This is a genomic window from Streptomyces sp. NPDC047085 (genome assembly GCF_040643735.1).
In the GTDB taxonomy this organism is placed as follows: Bacteria; Actinomycetota; Actinomycetes; order Streptomycetales; family Streptomycetaceae; genus Streptomyces.
The window spans coordinates 357,530-380,238 of record NZ_JBEYUW010000004.1 but is presented as its reverse complement, the minus strand read 5'-3'; the positions used below and the strand labels follow the sequence as shown (position 1 = coordinate 380,238).

General features: G+C 72.4%; 15 protein-coding genes. 5 read left to right on the top strand and 10 right to left on the bottom strand.

Annotated features, from left to right (window positions below; all coding sequences use genetic code 11):
- Positions 1 to 65 precede the first annotated feature (65 nt).
- Entirely contained in the window at positions 66 to 2,384 is a 2,319-nt protein-coding gene (locus tag ABZ865_RS17205) for a SpoIIE family protein phosphatase (protein WP_361230646.1), read from the bottom strand.
- 265 nt (positions 2,385 to 2,649) lie between these two features.
- On the opposite strand from ABZ865_RS17205, the gene aspS reads away from it, so the two are divergent.
- Complete coding sequence (aspS, locus tag ABZ865_RS17200; protein WP_361230643.1) at positions 2,650 to 4,413, top strand: aspartate--tRNA ligase; 1,764 nt, start codon at positions 2,650 to 2,652, stop codon at positions 4,411 to 4,413.
- 77 nt (positions 4,414 to 4,490) lie between these two features.
- Here aspS and ABZ865_RS17195 read toward each other — a convergent pair whose 3' ends face one another.
- Positions 4,491 to 5,165, bottom strand: a complete 675-nt coding sequence (locus tag ABZ865_RS17195) for a nucleotidyl transferase AbiEii/AbiGii toxin family protein (RefSeq protein WP_361230640.1) — start codon at positions 5,163 to 5,165, stop codon at positions 4,491 to 4,493.
- A gap of 391 nt (positions 5,166 to 5,556) precedes the next feature.
- On the opposite strand from ABZ865_RS17195, the gene ABZ865_RS17190 reads away from it, so the two are divergent.
- A complete protein-coding gene (locus ABZ865_RS17190; protein ID WP_361230638.1) occupies positions 5,557 to 5,904 on the top strand; it encodes a DoxX family protein in 348 nt (115 codons plus the stop codon).
- A 98-nt stretch (positions 5,905 to 6,002) separates the two neighbouring features.
- On the opposite strand, the gene metG is transcribed toward ABZ865_RS17190, so the two are convergent.
- The 4 genes from metG to ABZ865_RS17170 all read right to left on the bottom strand — a co-directional run bounded on the left by metG (position 6,003) and on the right by ABZ865_RS17170 (position 12,611).
- On the bottom strand, positions 6,003 to 7,718 hold the full coding sequence (gene metG / locus ABZ865_RS17185; protein WP_361230635.1) for a methionine--tRNA ligase: 1,716 nt from the start codon (positions 7,716 to 7,718) through the stop codon (positions 6,003 to 6,005).
- A gap of 147 nt (positions 7,719 to 7,865) precedes the next feature.
- Positions 7,866 to 9,698, bottom strand: coding sequence for a VWA domain-containing protein (locus ABZ865_RS17180; protein WP_361230632.1), 1,833 nt, complete (start codon positions 9,696 to 9,698; stop codon positions 7,866 to 7,868).
- A gap of 101 nt (positions 9,699 to 9,799) precedes the next feature.
- Positions 9,800 to 11,740: an FUSC family protein gene (locus ABZ865_RS17175; RefSeq protein WP_361230629.1), complete on the bottom strand. Its 1,941-nt coding sequence runs from the start codon at positions 11,738 to 11,740 to the stop codon at positions 9,800 to 9,802.
- A gap of 28 nt (positions 11,741 to 11,768) precedes the next feature.
- Positions 11,769 to 12,611 carry an alpha/beta hydrolase gene (locus ABZ865_RS17170; protein WP_361230626.1) on the bottom strand — a complete coding sequence of 281 codons (843 nt, stop codon included), beginning with the start codon at positions 12,609 to 12,611 and terminating at the stop codon, positions 11,769 to 11,771.
- An 89-nt stretch (positions 12,612 to 12,700) separates the two neighbouring features.
- Here ABZ865_RS17170 and ABZ865_RS17165 point away from each other — a divergent pair, with 89 nt between their 5' ends.
- Positions 12,701 to 14,056 carry a PLP-dependent aminotransferase family protein gene (locus tag ABZ865_RS17165; protein ID WP_361230623.1) on the top strand — a complete coding sequence of 452 codons (1,356 nt, stop codon included), beginning with the start codon at positions 12,701 to 12,703 and terminating at the stop codon, positions 14,054 to 14,056.
- Here the strand turns inward: ABZ865_RS17165 and ABZ865_RS17160 are convergent.
- A complete protein-coding gene (locus tag ABZ865_RS17160; RefSeq protein WP_361230620.1) occupies positions 13,953 to 14,897 on the bottom strand; it encodes a hypothetical protein in 945 nt (314 codons plus the stop codon). The two genes, ABZ865_RS17165 and ABZ865_RS17160, sit on opposite strands and share 104 nt — an antisense overlap.
- Before the next feature lie 336 nt (positions 14,898 to 15,233).
- A complete protein-coding gene (locus ABZ865_RS17155; RefSeq protein ID WP_361230617.1) occupies positions 15,234 to 15,713 on the bottom strand; it encodes a hypothetical protein in 480 nt (159 codons plus the stop codon).
- A 279-nt stretch (positions 15,714 to 15,992) separates the two neighbouring features.
- On the opposite strand from ABZ865_RS17155, the gene ABZ865_RS17150 reads away from it, so the two are divergent.
- Together ABZ865_RS17150 and ABZ865_RS17145 are read left to right on the top strand one after the other, a co-directional pair.
- The gene (locus tag ABZ865_RS17150; RefSeq protein ID WP_361230614.1) at positions 15,993 to 17,159 is read left to right on the top strand and encodes a SpoIIE family protein phosphatase; all 1,167 of its coding nucleotides are present in this window, start codon (positions 15,993 to 15,995) and stop codon (positions 17,157 to 17,159) included.
- A 64-nt stretch (positions 17,160 to 17,223) separates the two neighbouring features.
- Positions 17,224 to 18,819 (top strand): hypothetical protein, encoded by a 1,596-nt coding sequence (locus tag ABZ865_RS17145; protein WP_361230611.1) that lies wholly within the window; start codon positions 17,224 to 17,226, stop codon positions 18,817 to 18,819.
- 14 nt (positions 18,820 to 18,833) lie between these two features.
- On the opposite strand, the gene ABZ865_RS17140 is transcribed toward ABZ865_RS17145, so the two are convergent.
- Complete coding sequence (locus tag ABZ865_RS17140) at positions 18,834 to 20,807, bottom strand: Ig-like domain repeat protein (protein ID WP_361230608.1); 1,974 nt, start codon at positions 20,805 to 20,807, stop codon at positions 18,834 to 18,836.
- 118 nt (positions 20,808 to 20,925) lie between these two features.
- Positions 20,926 to 22,167: an amidohydrolase gene (locus ABZ865_RS17135; protein WP_361230605.1), complete on the bottom strand. Its 1,242-nt coding sequence runs from the start codon at positions 22,165 to 22,167 to the stop codon at positions 20,926 to 20,928.
- Between the last annotated feature and the right edge of the window lie 542 nt (positions 22,168 to 22,709).

Below are 22,709 nucleotides of genomic sequence, written 5' to 3'. Positions count from 1 at the left end.
TGAGGCCCCGCGCCGTCCTACCCGTACGGCCCCGCGCCGTCCTACCCGTACGGCCCCGCGCCGTCCTACCCGTACGGCCCCGCGCCGTCGGACCCGTAGGTCCCTGTGCCGTCAGGCTCGTAGGATCCCGCGCCGTCCGACTCGTACAGCTCGAACCAGATGCTCTTGCCCTCTCCGCGGGGGTCGACCCCCCACGCGTCGGCGATGAGCTCGATCAGCATCAGGCCGCGGCCGGAGGAGGCGAGCTCGCCGGGGCGGCGTTTGTGGGGGAGGTCGTCGCCGGCGTCGGTGACTTCCACGCGGAGTCGGCGCTCGCGCTTCTCGCCGCAGACCTCGGCGAGCAGCAGTGCGTCGGCGTCGGTGTGGACGAGGACGTTGGTGAGCAGCTCGGAGAGCAGCAGCACCGCGGAGTCGATCTGCTCGGCGGAGGCCCAGTCGTGCAGCAGCGCGCGCAGGTGCCGGCGGGCCTCGGCGATCCGCTCGGGCTCGTCCTGGGCCACCGACAGCAGCGTGCGCCGCACCCGTGGCCGTACGGCGAGCGGGGTGCCGGAGTCGGAAACGGAGTCGGAGGCGGAGCCGCAGAGGTCCGTGAGGCCGTCGCCGGAGCGGCGCAGCAGCAGGACCGCGATGTCGTCCTCGCGGCGGTCGGTCAGGGTGCCGGTGGTGTGGTGGGAGGACGGTCCGTGTACGGCCTGCACCAGCGCGTCGGCGAGCCCCTCCAGGGCGCCGTCGCGGCCGGCCAGGGCGCCGCTGCCGTCGGCGTCGTAGGCGGCGGTGGCGGACTCGGGGTCGTAGTCCTCCAGGATCGTGCGGATGCGCTGCCAGCCGCTGTCCACGTCGTGTCCGCCGGTCTCGATCAGACCGTCGGTGCACAGCATCAGCGTCTCGCCGGGCGGCAGCGTGAACCGCGTGGTCGGGTAGTCGGCGTCCGGGTCGATGCCCAGCGGCGGCCCGCCCGCGGTCGGCCGCATCAGCACCGTGCCATCGGCCATTCGGATCACCGGCTCCGGGTGCCCGGCGCGGGCGACCTCCAGCAGGCCGGTCGCCGGGTCGGCCTCCGCGTACAGGCAGGTCGCGAAGCGCAGGTCGGTCTGCTGCTCGTCGTGGGCGTCGTCCTGGGTGTTCTGGGTGTCCCGGGTGTCCCGGGTGTCCCGGGTGATGCCGTGCAGGAAGCGGGAGGCGCGGGAGAGCACGGCGTCGGGGCGGTGGCCCTCGGCGGCGTAGGCGCGCAGCGCGATCCGCAGCTGGCCCATCAGACCCGCCGCCCGTACGTCGTGCCCCTGCACATCCCCGATGACCAGCGCGAACCTTCCGGTGGGCAGCGGGATCAGGTCGTACCAGTCGCCGCCGACCTGCAGTCCGCCGCCGGTCGGGATGTAGCGGGCGGCCACGCTCATCCCGGGGATCTCCGGGCCGAGCGACGGCAGCATGGAGCGCTGCAGGCCCTCCGTCAGTTCCCGCTGGGAGTCGGCGGCACCGGCCCGGGACAGCGCCTGGGCGAGCATCCGGGCGACCGTGGTCAGCACCGCCCGCTCGTCGGGCGTGAACGCCACGGGATACGAGAACGCCGCCATCCAGGCGCCCATCGTGCGCCCGGCCGCCGTCAGCGGCAGGAACGCCCAGGAGCGGCGGCCGAAGTGCGCGGCCAGCGGCCAGGTGGCGGGATAGCGCGTCCGGTAGTCGTCGGGGGAGGAGAGGTAGACGGACCGACCGGTGCGGACGACGTCGGCGGCCGGGTACTTCGTGGTCAGCGGCATATGGGTGAAGGCGGCGTCGGCGCCGGGCCGGTACCCGTGGTGGCCGATGACGTTCAGCCAGTCGCCCTCCACCCCGAAGACCGCGAGCCCGTCCGGGGAGAACCCCGGCATGGAAAGCCCGGCCGCGACCCGCAGCACCTCCTGCGTCGACCGGGCTTCCGCCAGCGCCCGGCCCGCGTCCAGCAGGAACGCCTCCCGGGAGCGCCGCCAGTCCCCGGTGACCGCGCTGCGGCCCGCGGGCGTGCCCGGGGCCGGCTCGGTGACCTCCTGCAGGGTGCCGATCAGCTTGTACGCCTGCCGCTCGGGGTCGTAGGACGGCTTCGAACGGCTGCGTACGACCCGGACGATCCGCCCCTGCTCGTCCATGATCCGGACGCGCACCTCGGCCAGCGCGCCCTCGGCCACCGCCAGCTGCACGACACCGGTGATCTCGTTCCAGTCGACCGGATGAAGGCGGGCCCGGGTCTGGGACTCCGTGAGGGTGGCCGGCGCGGCGGGCAGCCCGAGCAGCCGCGCGGCCTCCGCGTCCACGGTGACCAGCCCGGCGGCCGTGTCCCCGTGCCACAGCCCGGTCGCGAGCGACGCGAGGACGTCACTCACGGGCGGCAGGGACTCGCCTGTGCGCATTGCCCCACCTTAGGAAGATCTTCATGATATGAGCCACTGTAGGAAGATCCGATGGGTGAGCGTCGCTGTTGGAGGTGCCGCCGAAGGAGTCGCTCTTGGAGGTGCCGCCGAAGGAACGGAGCCGGTGCCGGGCGCACGCGGGAAATGGTGGGGAGCCGATCTTGGCGTGCCCGGTACCCTTGATGGGTCCGGGCCCCGTGTCCGGCTCCCGCCGGAGCGGCAGCCCCGGCACTCATCACCCCACCACGAAGGACGATGAACGACGATGCATCGGTACAGGTCCCACACCTGCGGCGAGCTCCGCGCCTCTGACGTCGGCACCGACGTCCGGCTGAGTGGCTGGCTGCACAATCGGCGCGACCTGGGCGGCATCCTCTTCATCGATCTGCGCGACCACTACGGCATCACGCAGCTCGTGGCCCGCCCCGGCACCCCCGCCTACGAGGCGCTGGACAAGCTCTCCAAGGAGACCGTGGTCCGCGTCGACGGCAAGGTCGTCTCCCGTGGCGCGGAGAACATCAACCCCGAGCTGCCCACCGGCGAGGTCGAGATCGAGGTCGGCGACGTCGAGGTCCTCGGCGAGGCCGCCCCGCTGCCCTTCACGATCAACACCGAGGACGGTGTGAACGAGGAGCGGCGCCTGGAGTACCGCTTCCTGGACCTGCGCCGCGAGCGCATGCACCGCAACATCATGCTGCGTACGGCCGTCATCTCGGCCATGCGTCAGAAGATGTCGGCGATGGGCTTCAACGAGATGGCGACGCCGATCCTGTCCGCCACCTCCCCCGAGGGCGCCCGTGACTACGTGGTGCCCTCCCGCGTGCACCCGGGCAAGTTCTACGCCCTGCCGCAGGCGCCGCAGCAGTTCAAGCAGCTGCTGATGATCTCCGGCTTCGACCGCTACTTCCAGATCGCGCCCTGCTTCCGGGACGAGGACGCCCGCGCCGACCGTTCGCCGGGCGAGTTCTACCAGCTCGACATCGAGATGTCCTTCGTCGAGCAGGAGGACATCTTCCAGCCGGTCGAGAAGCTCATGACCGAGCTGTTCGAGGAGTTCGGCGGCGGCCGGCACGTCACCTCGCCGTTCCCGCGCATCCCGTTCCGCGAGGCGATGCTCAAGTACGGCTCGGACAAGCCGGACCTGCGCGCCAAGCTGGAGCTGGTCGACATCACCGACGTCTTCGAGGGCTCCGGGTTCAAGGCGTTCGCCGGCAAGCACGTGCGCGCCCTGCCGGTGCCGGACGTCTCCGCGCAGCCCCGCAAGTTCTTCGACCAGCTCGGCGACTACGCCGTCTCGCTGGGCGCGAAGGGCCTGGCCTGGGTCCGCGTCGGCGAGGACGGCTCGCTGAGCGGCCCGATCGCCAAGTTCCTCACCGAGGACGACGTCGCCGAGCTGACCAAGCGCCTCTCCCTGGCCCCCGGCCACGCGGTGTTCTTCGGCGCCGGTGAGTTCGACGAGGTCTCGAAGATCATGGGCGCCGTGCGCGTCGAGGCCGCCAAGCGCGCCGGCCACTTCGAGGAGGGCGTGTTCCGGTTCTGCTGGATCGTCGACTTCCCGATGTACGAGAAGGACGAGGAGACCGGCGGGATCGACTTCTCTCACAACCCCTTCTCGATGCCGCAGGGCGGCCTGGAGGCCCTGGAGAACCAGGACCCGCTGGACATCCTGGGCTGGCAGTACGACATCGTCTGCAACGGCGTCGAGCTGTCCTCCGGCGCGATCCGGAACCACGAGCCGGAGATCATGCTCAAGGCCTTCGAGATCGCGGGCTACGACCGTGACACCGTCGAGGAGAAGTTCGCGGGCATGCTCCGCGCGTTCCGCTTCGGCGCTCCGCCGCACGGTGGCATCGCCCCCGGCGTGGACCGCATCGTCATGCTCCTCGCGGACGAGCCCAACATCCGCGAGACGATCGCCTTCCCGCTCAACGGCAACGCCCAGGACCTGATGATGGGCGCGCCCACCGAACTGGACGAGTCCCGCCTGCGCGAGCTGCACCTGACCATCAGGAAGCCGCAGCCGAAGTAAGCGCCGCAGGTCCGCCGACCGCGAGGGGGCCCGGAACCGATACAGGTTCCGGGCCCCTTTTTCTTCACCCCTTCGCTTCACGTCTCCGGCGGCGGCTCCCCCTCCTCCATCAGCCGCTCGGCGATGTCGTCGGACCAGTGCTGGGCCCAGGAGCGCAGGTCGGTGATGGCCGCCTCGTCCAGGCCGTACCGCATGAAGTCTGCGTCGGAGTAGAAGTCCGTGCCGGTGAGGCGGGACTGGAGCGTGGGCAGGTCGAAGGGGTCGAGGGCGTGGCGGCGGCACAGCTCCTCCAGGTCCGGGAGCGAGAAGCGGGCCGCCGCGGCCTGCGCGTCGATCAGGTCGACGGCCGCGCCCCGGTCGTACAGCGCCCGGATCTTGGTGCCGACGGCGTCCTCCAGGGAGAGGGTGGGCCCGTACTCGGTCAGCTCCGGCGGCTGCCAGAAGGTCTCCTTGTGCAGCGCCAGGTCGCAGGGCTCGCCGGTCGGCGGGTCCGTGACCGTCAGCTGCGCCGTGAGCGCCGTGACGGACGCGGCCCGCACCTGCCGGCCCCGCGCCTCCAGCGCCGCGCCGACGGCACGGGCCATCGCGTCCATGGTCTCCGTGCTCTCGGTGGCGAAGTCGATGTTCGCGTGCGGACGCTGCAACAGCCCGTACGCCTGAAGGGCATAACCGCCGGCCAGGACCAGCCCGTACGGGCCTCCTGCCGTCACGACATCCGCGAGGAGCCGCCGGTGGGATTCGGGGAGGTTCACGGCATCCGTACTTTGCCAGACCCGAGACGAGCCGCGCGGCTGCCCCGCCCCCGGTTCACTCTAGGTCGATGCCGCCTCGGCGCCGGGCTCGTCGGCGAAGAGGTCGTCCACGCTCTCCGCATGGGGCGTGCATCCAAGAACTGGCTGAAGAACCGGGCGGCGTTCGGGTCCATCCCTGCAAGGGCACGGCCCAGCGCGTCCAGTATGGCGTCGCCTTCCGGCCCAGCTTGCGGCCTTCTTCGAGTCCCGGCGCTCCTGTGCCTCGAACACAGGCGTGAGGATCTCTGAGGTGCCCGGAGATTTTTTCGGGGGTTGTCACATCGGTGGGGGCGGGGGTGTCAGAGGGGTGTCCGCGGAGTGCGGATCGAAGGTTGCTGGAGGGGAGTTCCTCATGCGTATCGCCTATGTCGTCGTCTCTCTGCTTGCCGCTCTGATGGCCGGGTTCTCCGGGGTCGTGCTGCTCATGCGGGCGCAGTGGATCGTGAAGGCTCTCGAGGACTACCGGGTGCCGCGGGGGTGGTGGACCTGGCTGGGGGTGGCCAAGGTCGCGGGGGCGGTGGGGCTGGTGGTCGGGCTGGCCGTGCCGGTGATCGGGGTGCTGGCCGGGGTCGGGCTGGTGGTGTACTTCGTCGGCGCCGCCGTGACCGTGGCGCGGGCACGGTGGTACACGCACATTCCGTTCCCGCTGGTCTATGCCGCGCCGGTGGTCGCGGCGCTGGTTCTGGGGTACGCGGCCTGAGCGCCGGGTTCGGGTCCGGGGGTGGGCTCGGGCGTGCGGTGTGGGGTACGGCGATGCCGGCTCACCCGAGGGGTGGGCCGGCATCGGTCGGGGGTTGGTCAGGCCGGTTCGCCGCCGAAGCGTTCCTTGTAGGTTTCCAGGTCCTCGTCCGTCAGCTTGGCGAAGAGGACCGCCGGGACCGTGAAGGGGGTGCCGGCGGGGACGGAGGCGAGGGTGCGGGCCTCGTCGGCGGTGGCCCAGGTGGCCGTGTCGTCGGTCAGGGAGAAGGCCTCGCGCATCGTCTTCGCCGTCGCCGGGATGAAGGGCTCCGAGACCACCGAGTAGAGGTGGATCAGGTTCATCGCCGTGCGCAGGGTGAGGGCCGCGCCGTCCTTGTCGGTCTTGATCTCCAGCCAGGGGGCCTTCTCCTCCAGGTAGGAGTTGCCGGCCGACCACAGGGCACGCAGGGCGGCGGCCGCCTTGCGGAACTGGAGGGTCTCCATGTGCGACTCGTACTCGGCGAGGAGCTTCGCGATCTCCTCGCCGAGGCGGGCCTCCGCCTCGCCCGGCTCGCCGCCGGCGGGCACGTCGTCTCCGAAGCGCTTGCGGGAGAAGGACAGGACACGGTTGACGAAGTTGCCGAGGGTGTCGGCGAGGTCCTTGTTGACCGTGGCGGTGAAGTGCTCCCAGGTGAAGGAGGAGTCGTCCGACTCGGGCGCGTTCGCGATGAGGAAGTAGCGCCAGTAGTCGGCGGGGAGGATCTCCAGGGCCTGGTCGGTGAAGACGCCGCGCTTCTGGGACGTGGAGAACTTGCCGCCGTAGTACGTCAGCCAGTTGAAGGCCTTGACGTAGTCGACCTTCTTCCACGGCTCGCGCACGCCCAGCTCGGTGGCCGGGAACATCACCGTGTGGAAGGGGACGTTGTCCTTGGCCATGAACTCCGTGTAGCGGACGTCGGTGTCGACGTCGTACCACCACGACTTCCAGTCGCGGTTCGCCGGGTCCTGGTCGGCCCACTCCTTCGTCGCGCCGATGTACTCGATCGGGGCGTCGAACCAGACGTAGAAGACCTTGCCCTCGGCCGCCAGCTCCGGCCAGGTGTCCGCGGGGACCGGGACGCCCCAGTCCAGGTCACGGGTGATCGCGCGGTCGTGCAGGCCCTCGGTCAGCCACTTGTGGGCGATGGAGGAGGCGAGCTGCGGCCAGTCCCTGTCGTGCTTGGCGACCCACTCGCGGACCTCGTTCTCCAGCTTGGACTGGAGGAGGAAGAGGTGCTTGGTCTCGCGGATCTCCAGGTCCGTGGAGCCGGAGATCGCCGAGCGCGGGTTGATCAGGTCGGTCGGGTCCAGGACGCGGGTGCAGTTCTCGCACTGGTCGCCGCGGGCCTTGTCGTAACCGCAGTGGGGGCACGTGCCCTCGACGTAGCGGTCCGGGAGGAAGCGGCCGTCGACCGGCGAGTAGACCTGGCGGATCGCCCGCTCCTCGATGAAGCCGTTCTCGTTCAGCTTGCGGGCGAAGTGCTGGGTGATGTCGCGGTTCTCCGGGGACGAGCTCCGGCCGAAGTAGTCGAAGGCGAGCGCGAAGCCGTCGTAGACCGCCTTCTGGGCGTCGTGCGCCTGCGCGCAGAACTCGTCGACCGGGAGGCCCTGCTCCTTGGCCGCGAGCTCGGCGGGGGTGCCGTGCTCGTCCGTCGCGCAGATGTACAGGACGTCGTGGCCGCGCTGGCGGAGGTACCGGGAGTACACGTCCGCCGGGAGCATGGACCCCACCATGTTGCCCAGGTGCTTGATCCCGTTGATGTACGGAAGGGCGCTGGTGATGAGGTGTCGAGCCATCGTGGCTGCTCCCAGGTCGCTGCTGTTTCTGCGGGTTCGAACCTTGAAATCGTAGCCGACGTGTGTATGCCGCCCGCTTCCCGTTTTACGGGGTGAGAAGCGGGCGGCGTGGGAGTGACTGCGGAGTGTTGTGGGGGGTGCGGAGAGTTACGGGCGCCAGGTTGCCAGGATGCCTTCGTACAGCTCCGTGTCCGTCAGCTCGCGGGGGGTCGGGCCCGCGTGGAAGAAGGACGTGTTGCCGGTCTTCAGCTTGCGGAGGTAGTCGAAGGCCTTGTTGTCGTGCTCGCCGAAGGCGACGAAGGAGAAGAACACGGAGGGGTGGTTCTTCGCGGCCTCGGTGAGGGACTGGGTGGCGGGGGTCTTCGCGTCGGGGGCGCCGTCCGTCTGGAAGATCACCAGGGCGGGGATGGAGGGGTCCTCGGTGTTCTTCTCGTGGTGGGCGAGTACGGCTTCCACGGCGGCGTGGTAGCTGGTACGGCCCATGCGGCCGAGGCCGGCGTGGACGTCGTCGATCTTGGTCTCGTGGTCCGGGGTGAGGGTGAGGTCGGTGGTGCCGTCGACCTCCGTGGAGAAGAAGACGACGTGGACCGTGGCCTCGGGGCCCTCGGGGTCCAGGTGGGCGGCGAGGGCGAGGGTCTGGTCGGCGAGGGCCTGGGCGGAGCCGTCCTTGTAGTACGGGCGCATGCTCGCGGAGCGGTCGAGGACGAGGTAGAGCTTCGCTCGGGTGCCGGTGAGGTCGGTCTTCTTGAGGGTGGTGGTGGCGGCCTTGTAGGCGGTGGTGAGGGAGGGGGTGCGGGACGTGAGGTGGGTGAGGGGGGTGGCGGGGCCCTGCTTGGCCGGCGCCTCGGCTTCGCCTTCGGCGGGGTTTTCGTCCCCACCCGCACCGCCCGTGCGGGTCTCGTTGTCGGCTGAGGGTGACTCCTGCGGGGTGTCCTCGCCGTCGGCGTCCGCGGCCTCGTTCGCTGCCGCGACGACCGTTTCCGGCTCTGCCTCAGCCACCGGCTCGGGTTCCGGGGCCGGCGTGGGTGCCGGGGCCTCGGCTTCGCCTTCGGCGTCGGTCTCGTTCCCACCCGCACCACCCGTGCGGGTCTCGTTGTCGGCTGCGGGTGGCCCCTGTGGAGTGTCCTCGCCGTCGGCGACTGCGGCTTCGTCCGCTGCCGCGACGACCGGCTCTGGCTCTGCCTCGGCCACCGGCTCGGGCTCGGGTTCCGGAGTCAGCGTGGGTTCGGTCTTGGCCGACGCCTCGGCTTCGCCTTCGGCGTCGGTCTCGTTCCCACCCGCACCACCCGTGCGGGTCTCGTTGTCGGCTGCGGGTGGCCCCTGTGGAGTGTCCTCGCCGTCGGCGACTGCGGCTTCGTCCGCTGCCGCGACGACCGACTCCGTCTCCGCCACGGCCACCGGTTCCGGCTCCGCCTCGGGCGCGGCCTCAGGCTCAACCGCTGCCTCCGGCTCGGCCTCCGGCTGTACCTCCAGCTCCGCCTTTGCTTCCGGCTCAGGCTCCGCTTTTGCTTCCGGCTCAGGCTCCGCCTTGGCCTCCGGCTCCGCCTCAGTCTCGACCTTGGCTTCGGGCTCCGCCTCAGTCACCGGCTCAGGCTTCGGCTGCGCCTCGGCCTCTGCCAGCGGCTCGGTCTCCGCGATCGGCTCGACCTCGGCCACCGGCTCCGGCTGCGCCTCGGTCTCTGCCGTCGGCTCCGCCTCTGCCGTCGGCTCCGCCTCGGCTACCGGCTCGGCCTCGGCCGGCAGGTTCGTCCCGGTGTTTGCCTCGGTCGCGCGGTCGGGTTGCTTGGGGACCGCGACGTTGTCGAAGGCGGCGGCGACCAGATCGTGTTCTTCGGTGGTCGAGGCCGCTTCGGGGGTGCGGGGTTCGGGGAGGTGCGGGGTCGGGCCCTGCGAAAGGTGATGGTCTGCACTCTCTGCTTCGGCGGGGCGACCTTTGCGCCCTCGGCCGAATGCGTTCCGCAGACGAGTGAGAATGCCCATGAAAGCAACCCTTCGCGTGAGTTGGTTCCGTCGATCCCTGGCCAGGACGGACACGTAAGGTTAGCTGCCTTGTATTGCGTTTCGGTCGCGCCGAGGACTCGTCAGTGCGGTGTCGCGATCGCGCGGGCCGCCGCCACCTCCTGGCGCAGGGGTTCCAGGACGCTGTCCGAGGGGCCGGTGAGGTGGGTCGGGACCGCGGTGAGGGAGTCCGCGTACCGGACGCCTTCGGAGAGTTCGCGCAGTTGGAGGGCCACGTGGCGGACCTCGGCCGGTGACGGGGGCGGTGCGCCGTGACGGACGCGGACCCGGGCCGCCGTCGTCGCGTCGACGATGCGTTCCACGGCGACGACCAGCGGCCACCAGGCGGCCGCCCGGCGGCCGGTGGGCGGGGGTTCGGTGAGGGCCCGCTGGAACTCCGTGCGGATGGTGGAGAGGTCACGGTAGAGGCGGCGGCGCATGCGGGCGCGGGACGACGGGTCCGTGGCCGGGCCGAAGGCCGCCTCGACGTAGGTCGCCGTGTCCGCCACCGCGTCGGCCAGGCGGTCGCCCACGCGCGTGTGCCAGCTCTCCGGCCAGAGGAGGTAGCCGGCGACCAGGGCGATCGCGCAGCCCATGAGGGAGTCCAGGAGGCGGGGCAGCAGCAGGCCCGTGCCCTGGTGGTTGAGGATGTCCGAGAGGAGCAGGATCACCGGGGTGATGGCCGCCGTCTGGAAGCCGTAGCCCCGGGGCGTCAGGGCCGGCACGAGCGGGGCCAGCAGCAGCATCGTGGGCACGTCCCACCAGCCGCGCGGCACCTCCGCCAGCACCCCCGCCGCGAGGACCAGGCCCCCTACCGTGCCCAGCGCGCGCAGCAGCGCCCGGGAGAAGACCGAGCCGAAGTCGGGCTTGAGGACGAAGGTGATGGTCAGGGCGATCCAGTAGGAGCGGGGGACGGGGACGAGGGACACCAGGGCCTGGGCGATGCCGATGCAGAGCGCCAGCCGCAGGCCGTAGCGCCAGGAGTTGGCGGACAGGACCACGTTGCGGGCGGCCCGGGCCGTGCGGATGCCGAGCGCGGCCGGGCGGCCGAGGCGGTCGTCGATGCCGCGCGGGTCGACCTCGGGGGTGGCGACCACCTCGGCGGCGTACCGAAGGGCGTGGTCGACGGCGCGGGCCGTCTCGGTGGTGGGGACGGGGAGCGACGGCAGGGCCAACGGGCCCGTGCGGCCGGATTCGATGACGTCGGCCACGTGCCGGACCGCCTCCGGGACCTCCGGCGGGAGCGGTCGGCCGGCGAGGTGGACGGCGGGTGCCGCCTCGACGACCGGCGTGACCGCGTTCAACTGGGCCAGCAGCCGGGTCAGTTGGCGGCTGCGGCCGTGGTGGTGGGCGCGGTGGCCGAGGATGAGGTCGTACGACTGGTTCAGGGACTGGGTGACGTCGACGCGGGTGGTGGCGTAGCGGTCCGGGTCGCCGCAGGCGGCGAGCAGGTCGGCCACCGCGCGGTACGCGGCCGCGACCGACGCGCGCTCCGGCACCCCGGCCCGCAGCGGCCAGGCCAGCAGGGCCAGCAGCAGCACCAGCAGGCCGCCGCCGGTCATCAGGGCCGGTGCCAGCCACCAGGGGTGGGGCAGCGGGAGGCCCGCGCCCACGACACAGTTGAGCAGGAGCAGCAGTCCGGATACGGAGGACACCGCGCCGATCGTGGAGATCATCCCGGACACCAGCGCGACGGCGGTGACGGTGACGACCGCGTACCAGCCCTGCCCGTACACCAGTGAGCCCAGGATGACGCCGACGGCGCCGAGGAGCTGCGGCACGGCGATGGTGAGGACCCGCATGCGGTAGGCCTCGGCGGTGTCGCCGATGACGCCGTTCAGGGCGCCCATGGAGGCGAGCGCGCCGTACGCGGGCTGTCCGGCCGCGAGTCCGAGCGCCAGCGGGAGGGACATGCCCACGGCGGCCCGGGCCATGGCGGCCCAGTTGACGGGCGCCTTCTGGGGGCGGAGGTTCCGCACCAGCCAGTCGGGAGGGGTGAGGCTGATGGGGAACTCTCGGGACATGCGGCCATTATGGTCGCTTCGTCCCTGCTCACCCCCGGTCCGGGGGTACCGGTGACCCTAGGCCCTGGGGACGGTGGCCCCAGTCCTCCAGCAGGTCCACCGCCCGCAGGAACTCTCCCAGCGCCCCGTTGAACTCCCCCGGCCGTTCCAGGTTCGGCATGTGTGCCGACCGCTCGATGACGTGCAGGCGGGAGTCGGGGAGTGCCGCGTGCATGGCTTCGGCGTCCGCCACCGGGGTGTACGTGTCGTCGGCGCCGACGACGACGAGGGCCGGTGCCGTGACCCTGGCCAGCAGGGGGCGGTAGTCGGGGCGTTCGGCGCGGCCGCGCAGGGAGGCGGCGGCGCCCTGCGGGGAGGTGGCCGTCATCATGCGGTGCACATGCGCCTTGACCTCGGGGTCGGCGTAGGGGGCGACCATCTTGTCCAGGACCTCGTCGGCGTAGCCGCGCATGCCCTCGGCGAGCAGCCGGTCGGCCATGGCGCCCCGGTCCCGCCTGCCCTCGGGGGTCTCGGGGTCGGGGAAGGTGTCGGCGAGGACCAGGCCCCGGACGCGGTCGCCGAAGCGGTCGTAGCACTCCATGGCGATCTGGCCGCCCATGGACAGACCGGCGAGCACGAAGGAGTCCACCCCGAGGAGGCCGAGCAGTTCCTCGAGGTCCTGGGCGTGGCGGGAGAGCGGGACGGTGCCGGGGGTGACGGGGGAGGCGCCGTAGCCGCGTAGGTCGGGGGTGATCACGCGGCGGTCGGCGGAGAACTCGGCGGCCTGCGGGGACCACATCGTGCGGTCGAAGGGGTGGCCGTGGACGAGGACGAGAGGGAGGCGGTGGGAGGTTTCGGGGCCTTTGTCGTCGTATGCGAGGAAGGGGGGCATGGGTGCGACCCTAGGAGGCGTCAACTCCTCGGTGCAATAAAATCTTTGCCCTCGGTGCAATCCAGAGAGCTGGACGGGCAGGGGGACTTGTGGAGGACTTCAGGCGGATCGCCGACCGGATCGCCGCCGACATCTCCGGTGGCCGGCTGCGGCCCGGGCAACGGCTGCCGCCGCAGCGGGCGTTCGCGCGGCGGCACGGCATCGCGGCCTCGACGGTGGGGCGGGTGTACGGCGAACTCGTGCGCCGGGGACTGGTGGTGGGCGAGGTCGGGCGGGGCACGTTCGTGCGGGCCACCGAGCCGGACGCGCAGCCGGGGCGGGCGCTGACCGAGGCGGACGCCGGCGCCCTGCCGGTGAACCTCGAGCTGAACTACCCGTCCGTACCGGGGCAGTCGGAGCTGCTGGCCCCGGCCCTCGCGCCGCTGCTGCGCCCGGACGCGCTGGCCGAGGCGCTGCGCCGGCCGGCCGCGGCGGCCGGGACCGGGGCGGCCCGGGAGGCGGTCGCGGGGCTGCTGGCCACCGGCGACTGGCGGCCGGACCCGGAGGGGATCCTGTTCACCGGCAACGCCCGGCAGGCCATCGCCGCCACCCTCGCCTCCCTGGTCCGCCCGGGCGGCCGGATCGGGGTCGAGCCGTTGACCTACCCGCTGGTGAGGGAGATCTCCGCGCGGCTCGGCGGCACCCTGGTCCCGCTCGGCTGCGACGAGCGCGGGCCGCTGCCCGTGTCGGTCGCCGCCGTCCACCGCACCGCACCGCTGTCCGCGCTCTACCTCCAGCCGACCCTGCACAACCCGACCTCGCTGACCGTGGACGCCGAACGGCGGGCCGAACTGGCCGACGTCATCCACAGCCTGGGGATACCGGTCGTGGAGGACCGGATCTGGTCCTTCCTGCACCCGGGCGGGCCCCCGCCGCTCGCCGCGCTCGCGCCCGGTCTCGTCCACCTCGTCGACGGGCTGTCCAAGCGGGTCGCGCCGGGACTCACCGCCGGTTTCGCCGTCGTTCCGGCCGAGCGGGCCGAGGCCGTGGCGCGGGCCGTGCGGTCCGGGGGGTGGGGTGCGGGGGCGTTCGCGCTGGAGGCGGCCGTGCGCTGGATCGGGGACGGGACCGTGGCACGGCTGGTCGCGGAGAAGCGGCGGGATGCCGAACGGCGGCAGCGGCTGGTCGTCGAGGAGCTGGCCGGTTTCGCCGTACGGTCCGACCCGGCCGCCTATTTCGCCTGGTGGCGGCTGCCCGCGCCGTGGCGGGCGGACACCTTCACGGCCGCGGCACGGGAGCACGGGATCGCCGTCACGCCGGGTACGGCCTTCTCGGTCGACCCCAGCCGCACCCCGGACGCCGTCAGGCTCGGGCTCGCGTCGGTGCCGGAGCCGGAGTTGGCGCGGGCGCTGCGGACGCTCGCCGGCGTCGCGCGGGGCGGCGCGGCGGGCGCAGGGAGCGGGTGAGCCAGGTGACCAGGGCGACCGTGAGGCCGAGGCCCAGCAGCAGCCAGGAGACCGTGCGCAGGGTGGAGGTCAGCGCGTCGTAGACCGCGCCCGCGGCCGCGGGCGGCACGTCGGCGGGCAGGTCGTCGAGGGTGAGGGCGCGGCCGACGGCGAGGGCGAGGGCGAGCAGGGCGCCGCCCAGGGCCGTGCCCAGCGCGGTCGCGGCGACGGCGCGGCGGCGGTGCACGGCGAGCGCGATCCCGGCGACGGCGAAGACGACGGCCGCCACCGGCAGCCAGAAACCGGCGACTTCGAGCACGTGGAACCCCTTCCGAAGCCGGGCCAGTTCGCCCGCCCGGAGTATCGGCACCTCGGTGTGCTGCACCGGGATGTGGGCGGCGAGCGGGACGTGGTCGTGGGTGAGTTGCCGTTTGACCTGGGCGGTGACGGGGGCGAGGTCGACGGTCACCGGGCGCCCGGCCGCCTCCTCGTCCGGCTCCTCCGCGCGCAGGGCGCGCAGGACGGCGTCGTGGGTGACCCGGTTGCCGGTGTCCCAGGCCAGCCGGAAGGCGCGGGTCTGGGTGAAGGAGCGCACCACGTCGTGCACGAACGGGCCCACCGAGCCGCGGACCGGGCGGACGTCCATGCGCTGGTCCACCTCGCGCAGGATGTCGTTCCCGACGGTCTCCGCGACGGCGTCCCGCACGTCCGGATCGGCGGCGAGCGGTGCCATCGTGGTGACGTACCGGCCCGTGTCGGTCAGCGTGTACGCCGCCCAGGCCGCCAGCGCGCCGAACGGCACGAGCAGGCAGGACAGGGCGATGAGCGCGGCCGACAGGGCCCTCCTGAGGCGTGGGGGCACGCTTCCAGGCAACGGCCCGGGGGCCCGCGGTGCGAGTGGTGTGCGTGCATCCGGGCGAAAAGTCGAGCCGAACGGCCGCGTCCCCTGGCGGAGCCGGGACAGGCACTGGGGGCTCCTGGGAACTCCTGGGCCTTCCTGGGGATTCCGCTCTCCGGTGGAGGGTTCACCCGAACGGGTGTTTCCTGGTGCTGGGGAGACGGGGCCCCGGGAACGTCGCCGGGCGGCTGGAGCGAGCCCGGCGACCGGTGAGGAGGGAACACAGGGGAGTGCGTGGGCCCCGGCCGGTGCCGGCCGGGGACCACGCACATGCGGGTCGGGGGCGCCCTTTCCCAGGGCTCATCGGATGCGATGTCCGAACGCGTCCTCGTGCGTGTAGAAGCGGTAGAAGAACACGATGAACGTGACCGCCGAGACCACCAGCGACATGCCTATCGAACGGATGATCGAGGCGCCGGTCTGGCTGTAGAGGAAGCCGAACGCGCAGCCGACGAACGCCGTCCACAGCATCGCGTGCACCTCCCGCCGCAGCTTCGGGGCCACCGTCAGCAGACCGGCGCACGCCACCGCGAACACGATCGCCGTGACGAACCCGAACAGCAGGTTCCAGCCGGTGATGGGGCCGCCGCTGCGCCGGTTGGCCGCCGCCCAGTAGCCGTAGACGAGCCCCAGCACGACCGGCACGGCCATCCTGGCGATCCGATGGGTGCGGGCGTCGAAGACGTCGGGCGGACGGTAGACGGCCGGAGCCGCGCCGCCGGAGCCGGGCGTGAGGCCGGGGCGGGGCCTGCTACCAGGCGCGGGTGCCGCGTGAGCCATGAGAGCACTCCTCTCTCCTCGCCCCCGCCTTCCAGGGCACACCTGGGGGGACGGCCTGGCAAGTCGGCCGTGCGGGTGAAGCGCGCCCCGTACGCGATCCCGTACGAGGTCGCGTACGCGGTCCCGTACGAGGTCCCGTATGCGTGTCCGGACACGTGCCCGGACACGGTCTCCGGGCAAGGGGCATGACGTGGGCACATGACACGCGCCCATGACGCACGCCCGGATGCGGCCGGTGTACCCGCGTGCTTGGCTGAGGGACATGGAGGGCAGCCAGGCGTGACGGACGTCGAGTACCGGCGCCGACGGCAGGTGCCGCGGATCCGCGGCCGGAACATCGCGTGGCTGCTGCCGCTGCTGCCGCTGGCGCTGCTCGTGGGCATCGCGCTGGTCGACTTCAACACCAGCGAGCGGTTCCGGATCGTCACCTGGATCGTCCTGGTCCCCGGCTTCGCCGCGGCGATCTGCGGGGTCCGGACGACGGCCGCGTACGCCGTGCTGTCGGTGGCGACGTACTTCGCCGTGGACAACGCCTGGCCCGACCAGTACCGGGCCGGACTCGCCGACTTCGTCCTGGTCGCGCTCGGCGGCGCCCTGGCGACGCTGGCCTCCGCACTGCGGCTGCGCCGGGAGCGGTGGGAAGTGCGCATGCGGGACATCGCCGAGACGACCCGCCGTACCGTGCTGCGCCCGCTGCCGCCCGTCTGGGCCGGGCTGGAGCACGCGGCGGTGTACCTGGCCGCCGACAGCGTCGCCCGGGTGGGCGGCGACTTCTACGACATCCAGCCCAGTCCGCAGGGCACCCGGGTCCTCGTCGGTGACGTGCAGGGCAAGGGCCTGGGCGCGGTGGAGACGGCGGCGGCCCTGCTCTGCACGTTCCGCGAGGCCGGCTACCACGAGACGGATCTGCGGACCGTCGCCGAGCGGCTGGAGGCGCGCATGCAGCGGCACCGCGGGCACATCGTCGCGATCGGCCGGGAGGAGGAGGACCGGTTCGCCACCGCCGTCCTGGTCGGCTTCCCCGAGGACGCCCCGGGCACGATCGAGCTGATCAACTTCGGTCATGAGCCCCCGCTCGCCGTCGGACCGGAGGGCGTCCGGTCCCTGCCCGCCGGCGACGGCGTGCCGATCGGGTTCGGCGACCTCGTGAGCGGGGGCCCGCCGCTGCACCGGTTGCCGCTGAGCGACGCGGAGACGCTGCTGGTGGTGACCGACGGGGTGACCGAGGCGCGGGACCGGGACGGGGAGTTCTACCAGCTGGTCAGGGAGGTGAGCCGGGCCGTCGCGGCCGACCCCCGGCAGGCCCGCCCCGAGCCGCTGGTGCGCCGGATCCGTGACGGGGTGCTGCGGCACAGCGGCGGCCGGCTGGACGACGACACCACGGTCTTCGCGGTCCGGAGGCGCGCGGTGGGCGGGAATTCGGCCGGGGGACGTTCGCGGTCCTGACACACGGGTTTGCAGCAGCAGCGGTTACGGTGCTGACAGCAGGCGACCGACAGGGGGAGGGACGATGCCCGGAACCGTGCTGCTGCTCGCGGCCTCGCCGTTGGGCAAGGGGCGCTTGGTGGACGCGGCCGGTGTGCTGCCGGTCCTCGCCGCGGTCGCCCCCGCCGTGCTGTCCGGCACCGACACGGCGAACGTGGTCGAACTCGCCGATCCGCTGGATCCGCAGGGGGTGTTGACGCGGCTGCGGGCCGCGGCGGCGGCGCCGGGGCCGCTGACCTTGTACATCACCGGGCAGCTGCAGCTGGACCGTCGTCAGCGGCTGCCGCATCTGGCGCTGGCCCGCACGACGCCGGCGACCGTGCGGTACACCGCGTTGCCGTGGCACTGGATCCGGGAGGAGTTGCGGTTGCGCTCCGCCGCGGACACCGCGCTGGTGGTGGATCTGCATGCCGATGCGGAGACGTGGCGGTATCTGGCCGAGCGGCCGCTGGAGTCGGGGCCGAACGTCGCGGTGTACGGGCGGATCGCGCCTCCGGGTGGGCGGCGGATCGCCGAGGCGTCGTACATGAAGGCCGTGGCGACCCTGCTGCGCAGTGGGCGTCGGCCGGCGCTGGCGGAGTTGCACGAGCAGGCGTGGGCGCGGATCGCCGGGGCCGGCGTGGGGCGGGATGTGGTGCTGGGCGGTGTGGGTTCCGGTCCTGGGGGCTCCGCCCCCAGACCCCCGCTCGCCCACCCACCCACCCGACTCGGTCAGCTGGAAGGGGAAGCCGGGATCCAGTTCGGCGGGCTGGAGGGCGCGGCCGGGGTCCGGGTTGGCGGGCTGGAGGGTGCGGCCGGGGTTCGGGTTGGCGGGCTGGAGGGCGCGGCCGGGGTCCGGGGCGGCGGGCTGGAAGGGGAAGCCGGGGTCCGGGGCAGCGGGCTGGAAGGGGAAGCCAGGATCCAGTTCGGCGGGCTGGAGGGCGCGGCCGGGGTTCGGGGCAGCGGGCTGGAGGGTGCGGCCGGGGTTCGGGTTGGCGGGTTGGAGGGCGCTGCCGGGGTTCGGGGCGGCGGGGTGGAGGGCCCGGTCGGGGTTCGGGGCGGTGGGTCGGAAGGCGCGGTTGGGGTCCCGGTCGGCGGGTTGGAAGGGGAAGCCGGGATCCAGTTCGGCGGGCTGGAGGGCGCGGCCCGGGTTCGGGGCGGTGGGGTGGAAGGGGAGCCGGGGTGGGGGCGTTCTCGGCAGTCGGGGGCGGCCGGAGTCCTGGATCCGCACGCCGCCATAAGTGTCGCCGTGCAGGCCGGGCGGCACGGGGACGCCGATGTGTTGGCCGCTCGGTATGAGGAGGCGGCGATACGGGGGTACGGGCCGGTGTCCGACGAGGCGTTGCACTGGGCCGAAGTGCGGGCCGATCTGGCGATGTTCGCGGGGGACGCGGTGCGCAGCTGCCGGGCCTGGATGGGGGTGGCCGGGGTGCGGCTGGCCGCGGGGCAGGCGGGTGACGCGCCTGCCGTGGAGGCGGCCGTGGACCGGGCCCACCATCAGTGGGGGCGGATAGAGGACGCGGCGCGGGCCCGTGAACTCGGGCCCGCGCTCGCGGAGTTGAGGCTGCGGGTGCCGGGCCGCCGGCAGGGCGCGCTGGAGAACGTCCAGCGGCAACTGCGGGAGCTTCAGGCGACCCGGTAGCGGCCTCAGCGGCCTCAGTTGGTGAACGTGAGGTACTTCCAGGCGCCGTGCGTCGTGGAGTTCACGGTGTCACCGGAGGAGCCGTTGATGTACGACGAGCGGACGCGGAACCGCCAGCCGACGTCCTGGCTGTGGTTGCCGGTGATGGTCACCTTGGACACGCCGCTGGTGCCCAGCGCGAAGTACGCGGGGTCGCCCGGGTACCACCTGCCCTGGTAGTACACCTCGAACTCGAACTTCTGCTTGCGGCCCGGGTAGTACGGCATCTTCGTCGTGATCAGCGGGTTCTTGGACTTGTGGAAGAAGTAGTACGTGTGGTTCCACACGCTCTTCGCCTTGTAGTGGCCGCTGACCGAGGTGGACACGCTCACCTTGGCGCCGACGGTGCTGGAGACCGACCGGGGCTGGTAGCGGGCGTCACCGGCGAACTTCGCGGTGACCTTGGTGTCCCGCTTCAGGTCCAGGGTGACGTACAGGTTGCCGTGGGAGTTGACCTTGCCGGACTTCACCAGCTTCTTCGGTTTGTCGGAGCCGAAGGGGTCGGCCCAGATCTCCACCGTGCGGTTCTTGTAGGTCGTCCCCAGGTGGGCCGTGAACGTCACGTCCTTGCCGTAGGAGTAGACCTTGCCGTTGTTGTTGATGGTGAGGGCCGGCTTGGCGCGGGAGACCTCGACGGTGTCCGTGCCGGAGCCCGCCGCGTGGTCCGCGTCGCCGGCGTAGGCCACCTTGTACTTCACCTTGCCGCCGGCCGGCGGGGTGTCGGTGAAGGAGTACGTGCCGTCGGCCTTGACCGTCACCGCGGGCAGGGCCTTGCCGTTCGGGGACTCCAGGTCGGTGCGGGTGACGGCCAGCTTGAGACCGGCCGGCAGCGCGACCTTGGAGGTGACCTTGCCCTTGACCGTCAGCTGCTTGGCCCGCGTCGCGGTGGAGGGGGCCTCGACGGTGATGACGGTGGCCGCCTTGGTGGGCGCGTCGAGGACCCGCAGACGGTAGACGCCGTCGTAGTTGTACGACACCGCGAACAGCCGGGAGTCGTCGGGCGCCCAGGCGAGCGCGCCGTTCGCCAGCAGGTCGGCGTTGCCGCCGCTGCTGGTGGAGGGGAAGTCGTACTCCCGCACCGAGGTGTGCGAGCCCGGCTTGAAGACGTACACGTCGGGCTCGTTGTAGCCCGTGATGCCGGCGGCGACCGAGCCGTCCGGGGCGATGTCCACGGCGTTCGGGTAGGCGTTGGCCGGGTACTGGCCGTCGGCGGTCAGGTCCGCGGTCTTGTAGACACCCTGGTAGTAGGGGTACGAGTTGGCCACCACGACGTCCTTGCCGTCGGGGGTGACGGCCAGTTCCTTCAGGCCGCTGCCTTCCACGCTGCCGTGGGCGAGGCGGGTGAGTGTGCCGGACGAGGCGTCGTACGTGGCCATTTCGGACGGGCTCTGCTCGGGCATGCCCGCGACCAGGGTGCCCTGGGCGCCGTCCACCATGGGTGCGGAGAACCAGGAGGTGACGGTGTCCTGGGCGTAGGTGACCTTGTGCTCGGGGTCGGTGAGGTCGATCGAGCCGATGTTGCCGCCCGAGACCGCGGTGCCGTAGCCGAACCACAGCTTGCCGTCCATGACGGTGAGGTAGGCGGGGTTGGGGCCCACCGAGTAGCGGGTGGTCTCGGTCGCGGTCGCCGTGTCGAAGGCGACGATCGCGTCGCTCTTGGGCAGCGCCGCGTACAGCGTGCCGGAGTCGGCCGACAGGTCGAGGTCCGTGACCCCCGCCAGCGAGGTCAGCTGCTTGACGACCGTCCCGCTGTAGTCGGTGACGACGATCTTGCCGTTGCTCGGGTCGCTGACGAAGACCCGGTTGTGGACGCCGTCCACCACGACGTCGCCCGCCGACTTGATCGGCAGGATCGCGCTGGTGGCGGCGTGGGCCGGAGTGGCGGCGAGCGCCACGGAGCCGATGAGGGCCGCCAGAGCGGTGGCAGCCGAGAGAGAGCGCTTTCGCACGCTGATTCGAACCCCCCGGAACGAATGAAGACATGGGCGCCACGGGACACGGCTGTTGTGTGGGTCCCCTGTGAGCCGTGTGTGGCGGATTAGCGAAGACTAGGTGGCGAACACTAGGTCATGCCACTGACAAAAACGCGAGCGCCCCCGACACCAGCGTGCGGACGCCCGGGGCGATCGTGGACAGGTCGGGAGCGAAGTGCGGGCTGTGGTTGCTCGGCACGGCCGCGAACTTCTCCTCGAAGCCCTCGCCGGGCGCCTGCTCCCACACCTCGGCCGGAGTCGTCGTCACGAACCAGTACGAGTACGGGATCGAGCCGAGCGCCAGCTGCGGGAAGTCCTCGCTGCCCATGGCCGGGCCCGGGTCGAACACCGTGCCCGCGCCGAACACCTCGCCGTGCACGGCGGCCACCGTGGCGTCGGTGCCGGCGTCGTTGACCGTCACCGGGAAGGTGTTGCCGAGGGTGATCTCCGGCTCGCGCGGGCAGCCGGCGGCCAGGCACTCGCCGTGCGCGACGCGCCGGATCGCGGCCAGCATCCGCGCCCGCACCTCCTCGGACTGGGTGCGCAGGTTCAGCGCGATGCGCGCCTCGGACGGGATGATGTTGTGCCGGGTGCCCGCCTCGATACGGCCCACCGTCAGCACCGCCGCCTCACGGGCCGCCAGCTCCCGGGAGACGACGGTCTGGAGCCGGGTGACCAGGTAGGCGGCGGTCACCACCGGGTCGACGGTCGCCTCCGGGCGGGAACCGTGGCCGCCCCGGCCGTGCACCACGATGTCCACGTCCGTCGACGCCGACATGATCAGGCCCGGCGCGTGCGGGTACAGGCCCGCCGGGCCCGGGGCCGCGTGCTGGCCGAGCAGCACGTCCGGGCGGCCGAAACGCTCGTACAGCCCGTCCGCGATCATCCGGGCCGCGCCCTGCCCGGTCTCCTCGGCGGGCTGGCCGACGACCAGCAGGGTGCCGTGCCAGGTCTCCCGCCCCGCCGCCAGCGTCTCGGCCGCGCCCGCCAGCCAGGTGACGTGCAGGTCGTGTCCGCAGGCGTGCATCACCCCGTCCGTTTCGGAGGCGTACGACAGCCCGGTCCGCTCCGCGACCGGCAGCGCGTCCATGTCGGCGCGCAGCAGCACGGTCGGCCCGTCGCCGTTGCGCAGCACCCCCGCGACCCCGGTCCCGCCGATGCCCTCGGCCGTCTCGAACCCGGCCTTGCCGAGCCGGGCGGCCAGCGTGCCGGCCGTGCGGTGCTCGCGCAGGGACAGCTCGGGGTGGCGGTGCAGGTCGCGGTAGAGGTCCTCCAGGCCGGGGACCGGGAGGTCGGCGGTGAGATCACGGGCGGCACGCGCGGCTGCGGAGGCCACGGGGGCAGCGTAGGCGCCCGTGGCGCGGCTGGGGAGTGGGCCGCACCGGGGGCCGCCGGGGCGCCGCCGTCGCCGGGCGCGGCCGAGCACGCGGCTCACCTGCGGCCCAGTACGCGGCTCAGCTGCGGCTCACCCGCGGTGCAGCACGCGGCTCAGCTGCGGCTCACCAGTGGCTCAGCCGGAGCTCACCCGCGGCTCAGCCGCAGCCCAGCGGCAGCTCATCCGCGGCTCAGCCGGAACTCACCAGCGACTCAGCAGGCGGCTCACCAGCGACTCAGCACGCGGCTCACCAGCGGCTCAGTAGGCGGCTCACCCGGAGCTCACCAGCGGCTCACCCGCGGATCAGCACGCGGCTGAGCCGCAGCCCAGCACGCGGCTCACCAGCAGCTGAGTACGCGACTCACCAGCGGCTCAGTAGGCGGCTCACCAGCAGCTGAGTACGCGACTCACCAGCGGCTCAGTAGGCGGCTCACCCGGAGCTCACCAGCGGCTCACCCGCGGATCAGCACGCGGCTGAGCCGCAGCCCAGCACGCGGCTCACC

Coding starts and splice junctions, on each gene's coding strand:
- ABZ865_RS17205 (WP_361230646.1), bottom strand. CDS start 2,384: ATGCGCACAGGCGAGTCCCTGCCGCCCGTGAGTGACGTCCTCGCGTCG.
- aspS (WP_361230643.1), top strand. CDS start 2,650: ATGCATCGGTACAGGTCCCACACCTGCGGCGAGCTCCGCGCCTCTGAC.
- ABZ865_RS17190 (WP_361230638.1), top strand. CDS start 5,557: ATGCGTATCGCCTATGTCGTCGTCTCTCTGCTTGCCGCTCTGATGGCC.
- metG (WP_361230635.1), bottom strand. CDS start 7,718: ATGGCTCGACACCTCATCACCAGCGCCCTTCCGTACATCAACGGGATC.
- ABZ865_RS17180 (WP_361230632.1), bottom strand. CDS start 9,698: ATGGGCATTCTCACTCGTCTGCGGAACGCATTCGGCCGAGGGCGCAAA.
- ABZ865_RS17175 (WP_361230629.1), bottom strand. CDS start 11,740: ATGTCCCGAGAGTTCCCCATCAGCCTCACCCCTCCCGACTGGCTGGTG.
- ABZ865_RS17170 (WP_361230626.1), bottom strand. CDS start 12,611: ATGCCCCCCTTCCTCGCATACGACGACAAAGGCCCCGAAACCTCCCAC.
- ABZ865_RS17155 (WP_361230617.1), bottom strand. CDS start 15,713: ATGGCTCACGCGGCACCCGCGCCTGGTAGCAGGCCCCGCCCCGGCCTC.
- ABZ865_RS17145 (WP_361230611.1), top strand. CDS start 17,224: ATGCCCGGAACCGTGCTGCTGCTCGCGGCCTCGCCGTTGGGCAAGGGG.